14 protein-coding genes are annotated in these 13,339 nt (G+C 60.4%); 6 read left to right on the forward strand and 8 right to left on the reverse strand.

Annotated features, from left to right (window positions below; genetic code table 11):
* The first annotated feature begins 60 nt into the window (after window positions 1–60).
* The 6 genes from EI291_RS15670 to ureG all read left to right on the forward strand — a co-directional run bounded on the left by EI291_RS15670 (window position 61) and on the right by ureG (window position 5,618).
* Complete coding sequence (locus EI291_RS15670) at window positions 61–801, forward strand: sulfite exporter TauE/SafE family protein (protein WP_125421957.1); 741 nt, start codon at window positions 61–63, stop codon at window positions 799–801.
* 59 nt (window positions 802–860) lie between these two features.
* The gene (locus EI291_RS15675; RefSeq protein WP_125421959.1) at window positions 861–1,592 is read left to right on the forward strand and encodes an urease subunit beta; all 732 of its coding nucleotides are present in this window, start codon (window positions 861–863) and stop codon (window positions 1,590–1,592) included.
* Window positions 1,593–1,611: 19 nt separating this feature from the next.
* Window positions 1,612–2,082, forward strand: a complete 471-nt coding sequence (locus EI291_RS22915; protein WP_170172678.1) for a hypothetical protein — start codon at window positions 1,612–1,614, stop codon at window positions 2,080–2,082.
* Window positions 2,083–2,152: 70 nt separating this feature from the next.
* On the forward strand, window positions 2,153–3,868 hold the full coding sequence (gene ureC / locus EI291_RS15680) for an urease subunit alpha (protein ID WP_125421962.1): 1,716 nt from the start codon (window positions 2,153–2,155) through the stop codon (window positions 3,866–3,868).
* Window positions 3,869–3,997: 129 nt separating this feature from the next.
* Window positions 3,998–4,675 (forward strand): urease accessory protein UreF, encoded by a 678-nt coding sequence (locus tag EI291_RS15685; RefSeq protein WP_125421965.1) that lies wholly within the window; start codon window positions 3,998–4,000, stop codon window positions 4,673–4,675.
* A gap of 190 nt (window positions 4,676–4,865) precedes the next feature.
* Window positions 4,866–5,618, forward strand: a complete 753-nt coding sequence (gene ureG, locus EI291_RS15690; protein WP_125421968.1) for an urease accessory protein UreG — start codon at window positions 4,866–4,868, stop codon at window positions 5,616–5,618.
* A gap of 157 nt (window positions 5,619–5,775) precedes the next feature.
* Here ureG and EI291_RS15695 read toward each other — a convergent pair whose 3' ends face one another.
* The 8 genes from EI291_RS15695 to EI291_RS15725 all read right to left on the reverse strand — a co-directional run bounded on the left by EI291_RS15695 (window position 5,776) and on the right by EI291_RS15725 (window position 13,264).
* A complete protein-coding gene (locus tag EI291_RS15695; RefSeq protein ID WP_170172679.1) occupies window positions 5,776–6,633 on the reverse strand; it encodes an urease accessory protein UreD in 858 nt (285 codons plus the stop codon).
* Between the two features lie 40 nt (window positions 6,634–6,673).
* Complete coding sequence (locus EI291_RS22920; RefSeq protein WP_170172680.1) at window positions 6,674–7,423, reverse strand: hypothetical protein; 750 nt, start codon at window positions 7,421–7,423, stop codon at window positions 6,674–6,676.
* A gap of 143 nt (window positions 7,424–7,566) precedes the next feature.
* Window positions 7,567–8,229 (reverse strand): bifunctional 4-hydroxy-2-oxoglutarate aldolase/2-dehydro-3-deoxy-phosphogluconate aldolase, encoded by a 663-nt coding sequence (locus tag EI291_RS15700; protein WP_125421974.1) that lies wholly within the window; start codon window positions 8,227–8,229, stop codon window positions 7,567–7,569.
* Window positions 8,230–8,342: 113 nt separating this feature from the next.
* Complete coding sequence (locus tag EI291_RS15705; protein ID WP_125421977.1) at window positions 8,343–8,717, reverse strand: PH domain-containing protein; 375 nt, start codon at window positions 8,715–8,717, stop codon at window positions 8,343–8,345.
* A gap of 58 nt (window positions 8,718–8,775) precedes the next feature.
* Window positions 8,776–9,516, reverse strand: a complete 741-nt coding sequence (locus tag EI291_RS15710) for a hypothetical protein (protein ID WP_125421980.1) — start codon at window positions 9,514–9,516, stop codon at window positions 8,776–8,778.
* A 90-nt stretch (window positions 9,517–9,606) separates the two neighbouring features.
* Window positions 9,607–10,029: a hypothetical protein gene (locus EI291_RS15715; RefSeq protein ID WP_125421983.1), complete on the reverse strand. Its 423-nt coding sequence runs from the start codon at window positions 10,027–10,029 to the stop codon at window positions 9,607–9,609.
* Window positions 10,030–10,156: 127 nt separating this feature from the next.
* Window positions 10,157–12,514: a M1 family metallopeptidase gene (locus tag EI291_RS15720; protein ID WP_125421986.1), complete on the reverse strand. Its 2,358-nt coding sequence runs from the start codon at window positions 12,512–12,514 to the stop codon at window positions 10,157–10,159.
* Between the two features lie 138 nt (window positions 12,515–12,652).
* Window positions 12,653–13,264, reverse strand: a complete 612-nt coding sequence (locus EI291_RS15725; RefSeq protein WP_125421989.1) for a HupE/UreJ family protein — start codon at window positions 13,262–13,264, stop codon at window positions 12,653–12,655.
* Window positions 13,265–13,339: the final 75 nt, after the last annotated feature.

Raw genomic sequence — 13,339 nt, forward strand, 5'->3', positions numbered from 1 at the left:
GTTGAGTATCCGGCGTTCCGCTTAGATTACCACACTCAAATTCCTGATGCGCCCGTCTTAATGCAAGAGGCCCTGCCACTTTCCTTCGCTCTGCTGGCCGGCACCGGACACGCCTTCGAGGCCGACCACCTCATTGCCGTGAGCACCCTGGTAGCCCGCCACGACCACCGCCGCGACGCTGTGCGGGAAGGGCTATTCTGGGGCCTGGGCCACACTACTACACTGGTGGTATTTGGGGGCGCGCTGCTGCTGAGCCGCTCCCTCATCACCCACACTAACTACTTCGAGGCCGCCGTGGGCGCGCTGCTGCTGGTGCTGGGTCTGAGCCGCCTCACCGATAAAAGCTACTACCAGACTGCCCCGCCGCGCTACCACCGGGGCACGGCCTACGCCGTGGGCCTCGTGCACGGGCTGGCCGGCAGCGGGGCCCTGGTGCTGCTGCTGATGGGGAGCCTGCGCTCCGCCTGGCTGGGCGTGGCCTACTTAGTACTGTTCGGACTGGGCTCGGTGGTGGGCATGCTGGGCGCCACCGGCCTGATGAGCGTGCCCTTCACCCAGCGCATGCGCTTCAGCCGCAACCTACGCGCCGGCCTGGTCGTCGTCTCGGCCCTGCTCAGCATCGGGTACGGCGGGTGGATGATTTATGGGAATCTGTTTAGAAGTGCGGAAATAGTGAAAAGTAAGCACCAGTCATTGCGAGCGGAGCGAAGCAATCCTTCCTTTTCGAAGCGCCAAACCTTGGTCTGCGCTGAGCCCATAGCAGTTTTGGTTGGGAAGCATCCTGAGTTTCTGCCAAGGTGAAGGAAGGATTGCTTCGCTCCGCTCGCAATGACGACATCAATTAACCAATCCCTTCCCAGATGCACCTCTCTCCCAAAGACCTCGATAAGCTGGTGCTGCACCAGGCTGGCGTGGTGGCCCAGAAACGCTACGCCCGTGGTCTGGCCCTGAACTACCCCGAGGCGGTGGCGCTGCTGGCTACCCAACTGCTGGAGTTTATCCGCGACGGGGAGTCGGTGGCGGCGCTGATGGACAAGGGCAAGCAGATTCTGGGGCTGCAGGACGTGCTGCCGGGCGTGGCCGCGCTGGTGGCTGAGGTGCAGGTGGAAGGCACTTTCCCCGACGGTACCAAGCTCGTGACGGTGCATCACCCCATCTGCCGCGAAACCGGCTCCGCCGAGCTGGCCCTCTACGGCTCCGGCCTCGTACGCGCCCCGCGCCCGGCCGCCGCCCCGCCCGAAACCACTCCGCCCGCGCCCGGCGAGTACCAACTGGCCACCGAAGATGTGCAGCTCAACGAAGGCCGCGAAACGCTGACCCTCGACGTGCTCAACCGCGGCGACCGGCCCATCCAGGTCGGCTCGCACTACCCGTTCTTCGAAACCAACGCCGCCCTCGACTTTGACCGCGCCGCTGCCCGGGGCTTCCGCCTCAACATTCCCGCCGGCACCGCCGTCCGCTTTGAGCCCGGCGAACGGAAAACCGTAACGTTGGTGGCGTTGGCCGGGGAAAGAATCGTGTACGGCGGCAACGCGCGGATTAATGGGAAGGTGGATTGCATGAAACAAAAGGGGGTGATAATCAATAGATAATTACTAGATAATTCATGTCATGCCTATTCGTGAGTGTATTGCTATAATTCTGTTTTTTCTATTGGGCACTACAAAGGTTCATAGTCAAAAAAACAGAATGAATCAGAATAGGTTGAATAAACATGATTTGAGTAAGAGTGTATATAAAAAAGATTCCACGAAGTTGGTAATGGAAGCATATCGATTACTAGCTGGTAACTGGGGTGGATACTACAAAGACGAAAGTAATAACAAAATAAAAGTCAGTTTAATATTCTATTCAAATCATACTGCTCGGGTAATTAATAAAGGCAGAAATATTTCATTTAACTATCAAATAATATCACCGCATATTGTGATTTTCAGTGGAGGGTCTTTGTATCCGAGTAAGGGAAAACGCTATTTTATCCACATGCTCACATCTACGACATTTCATTACTTGACATTTCCTCTAGAAGTTGAACCTGAAGCTGTAGATATTAATGAGACAATTTTCTTCAATCGGGAATAACGCTGGAAATTAATCCACGTCAAATCAAGCTGATAGTGATTTTTGTTGCTTTTACCAATTATCTTTTCCCATGTCCCTTTCCATCTCACGGCGCGCGTACGCCGATATGTACGGCCCTACCACCGGCGACCGGGTGCGGCTGGGTGATACCGACCTCGTGATTGAGGTGGAGCACGACTTCTGCGTGTACGGCGAGGAGTGCAAGTTCGGGGGCGGCAAGGTGCTGCGCGACGGCATGGGCCAGGCCGCCGGCGTTTCCCAGTCGGAGGCCCTGGACCTGCTCATCACCAACGCCCTCGTGCTCGACTACACCGGCATATACAAGGCCGATATCGGGGTGAAGAACGGGCGCATTGCGGGCATCGGGAAGGCCGGCAACCCGCACATTATGCCGGGCGTGACGCCGGGCATGACGGTGGGCGTGACCACCGAAGTGGTGGCCGGGGAGGGGCTCATCCTCACGGCCGGCGGCATCGACTGCCACATCCACTTCATCTGCCCCCAGCAGATTGACGAGGCCCTGGCCGCCGGGCTCACCACCATGCTGGGCGGCGGCACGGGGCCATCAGCGGGCACCAGCGCCACTACCTGCACGCCGGGCGCGTTCTACATCGAGATGATGCTGAAGGCCACCGATGCGTTTCCGCTCAACTTCGGCTTTCTGGGCAAGGGCAACACCTCCCGCCCCGAGGGCCTGCGCGAGCAGCTGGAGGCCGGGGCTCTGGGCTTCAAGCTGCACGAGGACTGGGGCACCACCCCCGCCACCATCGATACCTGCCTGCAGGTGGCTGAGGAGTACGATGTACAGGTGTGCATCCACACCGATACGCTCAACGAGAGTGGCTTCGTGGAAAACTCGGTGGGCGCGTTCAAGGGCCGCACTATCCACAGCTACCACACCGAGGGCGCGGGCGGCGGCCACGCCCCCGACATAATCAAAATCTGCGGCGAGCCGAACGTCATTCCCTCGTCCACGAACCCCACCCGGCCCTTCACCAAAAACACCATCGACGAGCACCTCGACATGCTCATGGTCTGCCACCACCTCGACCGCAACATCCCCGAGGACGTGGCCTTTGCCGAAAGTCGCATCCGGGGCGAAACCATTGCCGCCGAGGACGTGCTGCACGATCTGGGCGCGCTCAGCATCATCAGCTCCGACTCGCAGGCCATGGGCAGGGTGGGCGAGGTGGTGACGCGCACCTGGCAAACGGCTCACAAGATGCGTCAACAGCGCGGCCTACTGCCCGAGGATGCCGCCCGCGGCTGCGACAACTTCCGGGCCCGGCGCTACGTGGCCAAGTACACCATCAACCCCGCCCGCGCCCACGGCTTCGCGCAGCACATCGGCTCCGTCGAAATCGGTAAGCTGGCCGACCTGGTGCTCTGGAAACCCGCTTTCTTCGGCTCCCGGCCCGAAATGGTGCTAAAAGGCGGCGTTATCGTGCGCAGCCAGATGGGCGACGCCAACGCCTCCATTCCCACGCCCCAGCCCTCGTTTTCGCGGCCCATGTTCGGGGCTTTCGGCGGGGCGGTGGGCCCGATTGCGCTGGCCTTCGTGTCGGGCGCGTCGGTGGAACACGTGCGCGCCTCCTACGGCCTGAAAAAGCAGGTAGTAGCTGTGCAGGGCTGCCGCACGGTGCAGAAAAAGGACATGGCCCTCAACGACTACTTGCCCAACATCGAAGTAGACCCCGAAACCTACCGCGTCACCTTCGACGGCGTGCACATCACCTGCGAACCGGTGGACACATTGCCCCTGACGCAGCTGTATAATCTGTTTTAGGTATTAGTGCCTAGTGCTTAGTGCCTAGCTCCTGGCAGACTTTCATTTCTACGTTCTCTCTTTGGTGCCTCTCCCGTTCTTCGCGTTGAACATCCCAAGGCACCAAGCACTAACAACCAAGCACTAACGATGCGTCTTGCCCGTTTGCTTCACTTGGCCGATTCGGCCCTGCCGACAGGTGGGTTTGCGTACTCGTATGGGTTGGAGAGTAGCCGCACGTTTGGACTGGTGCAGTCGGAAAGCGGGTTGCGGAATTACCTGTATTCGTTTCTGCAGCAGGCGGTGGGGCTGGAGGTACCGTTCCTGAACGCCTGCTACCGGGCCGCTTTACCCGCCGGGGCTGGAGCCCTGCGCACCATTGTGCAGGAGTACGATGCCCAGCTGCTGGTGTCGGCCTTGCACCGCGGCAGCCTCACGCAGGGCAAAACCTGGCTGCGGCTGCTGCACTCGTTTTATCCGGCTGCTGGCCTGCCCGCGCTGGGCGCGTGGCTGGCCGCCGAGGAGCTGCCGCTGCATTTCGTGCCGTTGCTGGCCCTGAGCCTGCGCCGCCTCGAATACACCCTGCCCGAAATCCACACGCTCTACTTGCACCTGACTTTGCGCGACCAGGTTAGCGCGGCCATCCGGCTGGGCTGCCTGGGCCCCATGGAAGGCCACCGCCTGCAGCACGAGTTCTACGCCATCTTCGACGACCTGCTGCTCGGGGCCGACGCCCTCGATCACCGCCACGCCACCCGCTCCGCCGTCCTGCTCGATGCCGCCCAGATGCTGCACGAACAGGTCTATTCCCGCCTGTTTCAGAACTGACGCTGGCAGGCAGAACGATGAGCGGAAGAAAGAACGATAAGCAAACAGAGCGTCATGCTTCGGCTTCGCTCAGCATGACGTTCTTTATCCAACAAAGTCAGCACGCGAGATTCCTCGGCAAGCTCGGAATGACGTTCTAGGTAGGCTGTGCTTCTGACAACTGACAACCAGCAACTAACAACTGTCCAACATGCCCTTCATTGATAAACTTGCCCTGCTACTCCACGGCCATACGCACGAATACTATGAGTCGCCCGGCGACTTTGCCCAGCGGGAAACGCGGCGACTGCCGTCGCACCGCAACTTCCGGCAGCGGGCCTTCACGGTGGGCATCGGCGGGCCGGTGGGCACGGGCAAAACGGCGCTGCTGAAGGCCTTGTGTGAGCGGCTGCGCCACGAGTTTGAGCTGGGCGTGGTCACCAATGATATTTTCACCAGCGAAGACGCTGAGTTCCTCATCCGCCACAGCGCCCTGAGCGAGGACCGGATTGTGGGCGTGGAAACCGGCGGCTGCCCCCACGCCGCCATCCGGGAGGATATTTCCCTTAACATGGACGCGCTGGAAGGCCTGATGAAGCGCTTCGACAACCGCCTCGACTACCTGTTCGTGGAAAGCGGTGGCGACAATCTGGCGGCTCACTTCAGCCGCGAGCTGGTGGACTACTCCATCTACGTCATCGACGTGTCGGGCGGCGACAAGGTACCCCGCAAAGGCGGCCCCGGCATCACCCAGTCGGACCTGCTGGTCATCAACAAAACCGACCTGGCCGAGCTGGTGCGCGCCGACCTGGACGTGATGGACCGGGACGCCCGCCGCATGCGCGGGGAAGGCCCGTTCCTGTTCGCCCGCGCCCTGCACGGCCTGGGGCTGGAGGAGATTATCCAGCACATCCACGAGGCCAAAGCCCGGGCGTTTGAAGCCGTCGGGCCGGAGCGGCGGTAGTGGAGCAGCATGGCTGAACGATGTAGAGACGCAATATTTTGCGTCTCATCGTTGCTGAGGTTGCTTGAGCTGTGCCTTGCCGCATCGTTCAACGACGAGACGCAAAATATTGCGTCTCTACATCGTTCAGCCACCTTCTAATGGTTAATCAGACAATCTAATACTTCCGTTGGCCGACGTGGAAGCTCAGCAGCTCTGGGGCGGCCAGGGCGGCATACAGCGCGTCGTAGATGGGTTGCAGGGCGGCGCGGCCGTGGCCCACGGCGCGGAGCAGGTGTAGGCCGGGGCGGGCTTCGGTGAAAGCTACCACGGCGGGCTGCCGGGAAAGGGCGGGCGGGAGTTCGTGACGGGTGTAGGGTTGTTGGGCAGCCAGCACGGCGGAAAGCTGGCGGAACCGCGCATCGGTGGGCTCCCCAGCCAGGTAGATGGACAGCGTGGTCTGGTGTGGGCCGAAGTGGGCGGGCGAGGCGGCAATGTGCTCCTGGGGGCGGAACCCGAACCGGTCGAGAGCCAGCAGCCGGCCCCCGTACGTGAGCCGGATTTCCGACGCGTAGCTGCTGAATTCGAACTGCTCCCCACTATCCATGCGGCCCGAGTGGAGCCAGTCAGCCAGCAAGAGCACGGCGCCAGGCTGCAGGTGCCAGTGCTGGTATTGGCGGAAACGGGCCCGGGCCTGGAGCACCAGCGGGTCGGGGAGTACTGCCGTGAGGCTGCCGGCGGCTAAGTGCGCCTCCAGGTATTGCTCGGCGCTGACTTCGTGGTCGGCGCGGTACACGCGGGTGTTGGCCTGGGTGCTCAGCAGCAGCCGGGCCTCGGCCTGCACGTGCAGGCGCAGCCGCACCACGTCGCCGGCCAGAAAACCGCCCCCGTAGCTGGACAGTACCACGTGGCAGCCGGCTCCGTGGGTGCGCGGGTTCAGCAGCTTTAGCGGCTGCACGCTATGGCTACGCGTGAGAACTGACAGACCGCGCACGGCGGTTACTTCCACTTCGCTCCAGGTGGTTTCTTCAGGCATACATAGCTGGCAAACGGCTTGCTTCGGGGTGTTCTGGGGCTTACAGCGGAGGCAGGGCCGTATTTGCGGTTGCAGGATACTGCCCGTTTTCCAGAAAATAGCAATACCGGCGCAAATCGGTTTCGGCGTCGCCGGCCAGGTAAGCCGCGTAAGCCTCGGCCTGACCATTGTTGCTGCGGATGGTGGCCGGGTCGGATAGGGCTGCCAGTAGCTCAGAGCGGTTTCGCCACCAGTCGCGGCAGGCGGCATACGTCCAGCACTCGTTGCCGTTGGCCGCGTAGCTGTCAAGCACTTCTACCGCCGCGGCGCTCAGCACATCCACTAAGTCCTGATACGAGTGCGGCTGCCGGAACACGAACTCGCGACCGTCTGCATCATTGGCCACGTTATTCGGTGCTTCAATAATGCCGGTGCCGCAGGTGTCGGAATGGTCCGTGTAAAAGGGCCCAGGAAAGTTAAACGGGTGCTTCTCGGACCAGTAGTTCCCGCGGATACAGTTAGGGTATATACCAGTTGATGCCAACTGCGGCAGCACCTCGTGGCGCAGTATTGTCGCTAAATCAAACTGATAGAAGAATGGGTAATAGTCACCATACTGCTCTGCCAATTGAAGTGGTGCCTGTTTGGTGGCGGAAGTCTGTTTGGCCAGCTCTGCAGCATGCTGTGCCAGATACCGGGCGTGCTCTTCCCTGAATTCAGCAGGGTTGCTAAGGTAGATGCTGCGGGAAGCGGCAGCGGGGGACGTATCCGGCTTGCGGAACAACGCTTTCAGGCGGGCAACCCAGGACATAGCAGGAAAAGGGGGGAAGAAGTAAGTAGCTCCTAAAACTACTGAGGTAATTACTTTAATGCTGTAAAAATGCAAATGGGACGTCATGGAAAAGCTCCCATAACGTCCCACTATGCTCTAGATATGCTCCGCTACTATTGTGGCTACCGCGCCAGGGCCAGTTCGGGCTGCAACATACTGAGCAGCTCCCGCACCTGAGCTGTGAGCAGAGTTTCGTCGGTGGTATCGAGCAGGCGGGCATCAATACCCACGCAGGTGGCTCCGGCACTCCGCCACTCGTGCATGCAGGCCGTGGTGGGCTTGATGCCGCCCGTTACCATAATGGGCACCTGGGGCAGCGGCCCGCGCAAAATGCGCAGATATTCGGGCGAGAGGTAGGCCGAGGGAAACAGCTTCACCAGGGTAGCGCCCAAGCGGTGGGCCTCGTACACCTCGTTCAGAGTTTGAGCCCCGGGCAGCCAAGCCAGGTTATAACTCCGGCACACGGCCGCCACGTCGGGGCTGGTAATGGGCTGAATCACGAAATCGGCCCCGGCCTCAATGAAGCGGCCCGCTTCTTCGGCTGTGAAAATAGTGCCCGCGCCCAGCAGCAAATCGGGGTAGTCGGCCTCCACGAAGCGCTGCAGCCGCTCGAAAATTTCCAGGGCCTGCGGGCCCCGGTTCGTAAACTCAAACAAGCGTACCCCGGCCTCGTAGGATGCCGCCAGCACCCGGCGGGCGTATTCTTCCTCGGCGTGGTAGAAAACCGGAATCAGCGGGTGCTGGCGGGCCTGATCGAGGGCGTGGGCGGCAGTGAAGCGGGGCATGGAGTTGTTGCTCGTTGTTCGTGGTCAGTTATCAGGTGTTCGTACGATTTACCGGCAAAAACGATTTAATATCCGCACCGAACAACTGACCACGAACCACGAGCAACTGACAATTACAGAGCGTATTCGGCCAGGACGCGGGCCACTTCGTGAATGCTGCTGTTGTTACGGAAGGTTTTGCTGATGGGCTCGGCCAGCCCGCGTACCCAGATTTTTAGCTCCGACTCAAGGTCGAAATGGCCGGTGGTTTCCATGCTGAATCGCTCAATGCTGCGGTAGGGTAAGCTCAGGTACTCACGCTTTTTGCCCGTTACGCCCTGCTTATCCACCAGGATCAGGCGTTTGGTGGTGAACACAAGCAAGTCGCGGAATACGGCGTAGGCGCCGCGCACGGTTTCGCCGGGGGCCAGCACCTGCTGCAGCTCCAGCTGTACTTCCTGCGCATCGGTTTCGGAGGCATTGCCCAGCAGGCCATCAAGTAGTCCCATCGTAGTAGAGGAGGTTAGGGGTAGAAAGGTGGTGGAAGCTACACTACTTCCGCGTAGTTTATACGGAAGGCGTGGTGCGCCAGGCATCGTAGCCGTAATGCTCGTCGCCGCGGTGGTGGTGGAACTCCAGGCTTTGCCAAGGTATGTCGGTGTGAAATAGGGCCGCGTGCAGGCAAGCGGGCTGCGCGGCGCACCCATCCACTACCAGACCCGCCAGCGTCTGACAGCCGACCGCAAAAGGCACCAGCCGATGTTCCGGAAACCACTCCCGGATGGCTGCTTCCAAGCACTCAAATAAGTCGGCGTACTCCTCATAGGGCGAAACCGTAAGAGCATAAATGGCCGAGCGTCCCATTGGCTTGGTGATGGGCTCTTGGTGACCCATTGCATGCCGGGTTTCAGGAAGCTCTATTTTGAAAGTGTCGAGGCCGTAAATGGTGTAGTAAGGCCCCAGCAGGCTGATGGCAAAATGCAGCTCCTTCCAGTGCCCCCAAATGGGGTCCTTGGGCTTCTGTACGACAATGTGGCCGGCATAGGATGGTATGGGCCCCTGCGAATGGTGCACCGTGCGTTTAAACGCGGCCTTCAAGTGGTCCTGAAACGGTTTCCAACGCTGCCGGAACGCCGGGTAGTTTTCGATACAGTCGGTACAGATGTCCCACAGCTGCTCGTGGCCTGGGTAGCGGTGACGAAACTCATCGTCGTACTCCGGCAATGTCAGGCCCAGGGGATAATACTGTTGAATGGTGGTGTAGAGTGGCCAGAAATTGAAGCCCGGCCCGAAGCGAAAATGCGGCATAACGGATAGCAAGTACTTACGGGCCCGTAGCCAGTCTACCAATGTAGCCCGGCCCGCCGTGGTGCTCCGCCAAGATACCGGATTGCGAGACTACTGCGGACAGCTGCCTGGCGCTACATTGAGCACGGACAGCAGCGGCGCGGGGTAGCTTGGCGCCGGGGCCGGACAGGCCGGGGCGGGTTGCGCGTCGTCGGTAACGAAAGCCGAAATGTATACGGTACTGCCCCGCGCGTACTGCACAGTATCGAGGCGGAATACGGCTACCACGTTGTCGTAGCGCTGGCTAGTGGGGGTGGCGGGGTAGGTGAGGGCAATGCCGCGCGCCGCCGAGCCGGGGACCAGTTGAATCAGCGTGGTGTTGCAGGTGTGGCCCAGCACCTGACCGGAGTAGCAGGCCTGCGGCGTCGGGTCGGGGCGCTCCAGGGTGCAGTTGCCAAATACCAGCAGCGCGCCCAGCGCGAGTAGGGCCCCCACCAGACCGGCCCGGCGCCAGGAAGTAACAGGAATTAGCATAGCATCCGCTGGTTAAGTTGCTGAGAAGATACTCGGTTGGGACAGAAGGTTGCGCCGGGCGGTACACAAAAAAACAGCCGACCCCAACGGGGCCGGCTGCTGAAATGTTCTCCAAAAATAGCAGTGCCTAGTTGGTACCGCCGCCCGTAGAATTAACCGGCTTCTGCTCCTTCTGCTGCAACGCGGATTGCTGCTGCATGGGGTTGGGCTGGGCCCGCTGCTGGTACTCGAACAGCTCGAAGCGCGAGGGCGCGGCTTTCTGGGGCCAGCTGTTGTTCGAGAGGTCGGTATCGGCGGTTTGCAGGTAGGGGTCCAGCACAAAGCTCACCACGGGTTTCTCGGTGATGAACACCTTGGTTACCTCGGCGTTGTTCTTGCGCCAGATTTCGGCCGGAATGTTCATGATTTCCTGCTTGCCGTCTTCGTAAGTCATCTGCACAATCACCGGCATGGTCAGGCCGCCCTTGTTTTTCAGGCTCACCTCATAGAAGTTCAGACCGTTGTTGAGGCGCTGCTGCTGCTCGGGGCTCATGGCCTTCACCATCTGCTGATAGCGCTGCTTATCGGCGTCAGTGGTAGCCAATGGGTCGTACTGGTTGTAGAAATCCTTCAACTCAGGCTTTTCATCCACAAGGGTTTTCTGGATGTCCTGCAGGTTGCGTTGCTGCGAGATGCTCTGGGGGGCCTTGTTGATCATCTCCCGCTTGCGGGCATTCTCAATTTCGGGGTTCTTGGAGTCCACTGTGTACCACTTCACGCCATCGATGGCGAGGTCGGTTTTATCCACCGAGTAAAACCAGCCGCGCCAGAACCAGTCGAGGTCCACGCCCGAGGCGTCTTCCATGGTGCGGAAGAAGTCGGCGGGGGTAGGGTGCTTGTAAGCCCAGCGGGTGGCGTACTCCTTGAAAGCGTAGTCGAACAGCTGGCGGCCCATAATGGTCTCGCGCAGAATGTTCAGGCCGGTGGCGGGCTTGCCGTAGGCGTTGTTGCCGAACTGCAGCACCGACTCCGAGTTGGTCATAATCGGGGTCTGCAGGCTCTTATCGGTGCGCATGTAGTCCACAATGTTGGCCGGCTCACCGCGGCGCGAGGGGTAGTTACGCTCCCACTCCTGCTCGGTGAGGTACTGCACGAAGGTGTTCAGTCCTTCGTCCATCCACGTCCATTGCCGCTCGTCGGAGTTCACAATCATCGGGAAGAAGTTGTGGCCCACCTCGTGAATAATCACCGAAATCATACCGTACTTCCGGTCGGCCGAGTAGGTGCCGTCCTTCTCGGGGCGGCCGCCGTTGAAGCTCAGCATCGGGTACTCCATGCCGCCCACCGGCCCGTGCACCGAAATGGCCACCGGGTAGGCGTAGGGAATAGTGAACTTCGAGTAGGTTTTGATGGTGTGCGCAATAACCTCCGTCGAGTACTTACCCCACAGCGGGTTGCCCTCCTTGGGGTAGAAGCTCATGCACATCACCGGCACGCCGTTCTGCTTCACGCCCATGGCATCCCAGATAAACTTCCGCGACGAAGCCCAGGCAAAGTCGCGCACGTTTTTGGCGGCAAAAGTCCAGGTTTTGGTGCCTTTGGCGCGGTTCTGCTCGGCGCGCTCCGCTTCCAGCGGCGACACGATGAGCACCGGCTTGTTGGACGATTTGGCCTGCTCCAGGCGCTGGCGCTGGGCCGAGGACAGCACTTCCGAGGCGTTCTGCAGCGTGCCGGTAGCGCCCACCACGTGGTCGGCAGGGGCGGTGATGCTCACGCGGTAGTCGCCGAAGGGCAGGGCAAACTCGCCGTTGCCCAGAAACTGCTTGTGCTGCCAGCCCTGGTTGTCGGAGTACACCGCCATGCGGGGGTAGAACTGCGCAATTTCGTAGAGGTAATTCTTATCCTCCGGGAAGTACTCGTAGCCCGAGCGTTGGTTGATTTTGGTCTGGTCGTTGATGTTGTAGCTCCACTTGATGCTGAACGTCACGGCCTGCTTGGGGCGCAGGGGCGTGGGCAGGTCAATGCGCATCATGGTGTGGTTAATCACGTAGGGCAGCGCCTTGCCACCCTTCATTTTCACCTCTGCAATCTTGAAGCCGCCGTCAAACTCGCTTTTCTGCAGGTAGTCGAGGGCCTGAAACGGCATACGCTGCTGAATCTGGCCTACCTCAGTGGCCGTGGTAATGGAGTTCTTGTCCAGAATGTTCTGGTCGAGCTGCACCCACAGGTAGGTCAGCACATCGGGCGAGAGGTTGGTGTAGGTAATGTCCTCGTCGCCACTGATGGCCTGCTTGGCATCATCCAGCTTCACCCGGATGTTGTAGTCGGCGCGTTGCTGCCAGTAGTCGGTGCCGGGGGCCCCGGAGGCGGTGCGGTAGGAGTTGGGGGTGGGCAGCAGGGTTTCGAGCTGCGCAAATTTGTCGGTGCCGGAGTTGGTGTTCTGGGCCGCGGCCGGTAGGGCCAGCAGCGCCACCAGCCCGGCGGCCAGCAGTGGTTGTTTCAACATACAGGAAGAAGGGGAGAAAAAGGCGTTATAGCGAGGTAAAAGACTGAGGACACGGACCAGTAGCGCCGCATGCGGCGAAAGACACGCGCCACCGATGCAGGTTGCAGGCCTGCCGAGCTGAAAGATACGGTATCCGGCTCAGCCCATAAACTGCCCCAGGAGCAGGATAATGGCAATACCCAGCGCGGCTCCGCTGGTCACCAGCAGCCAGTCGCGGCGGTGCACGCGTAGGCCGCGCAGCAGCACAAAACCCAGCAGCAGAATCAGCCCCACAATCAGCAGCTGGCCTAGCTCCACGCCCAGATTAAAGCTCAGCAGCTCCACCACCGGGATAGTCTGGCGGCCCAGCAGCTCGCGCAGGTAGCTGGAAAAGCCCAGCCCATGAATCAGCCCGAACACGGCCGCCAGCAGGTTGGGCAGGGCCAGCACAATGGGCTGAGGATTCTGGCGGTCAGCCAGGCGGCCCGCCGGGTTGCCGGACCGGGCCAGGTTCAGCAGGCAGGTCAGGATGATGGTGACCGGAATAAGGGTTTCAATGAGCTTGGGTGAGTACTGCACCACGTTCAGGGTAGCCAACGCCAGGGTAATGGAGTGCCCCACCGTGAAGCTGGTTACCAGCGCCACTACCCGCCGCCAATCCTGCAACACGTAGGGCGCGCACAACGCCAGCAGAAACACCAGATGATCATAGGCGCGCAGGTTGAAGATGTGGTGAAATCCGAGCTGAAGGTAGGTGCTGAAAACGGACATGCAGGTGGCTGATGGGAAGGGGCAAGTCCTCAAATATCAGCATCCTGGCATATTTCTCATCATTCAGCACCAAGT

The sequence above is a fragment of the Hymenobacter rigui genome, from assembly GCF_003944715.1.
Lineage (GTDB): Bacteria > Bacteroidota > Bacteroidia > Cytophagales > Hymenobacteraceae > Hymenobacter > Hymenobacter rigui.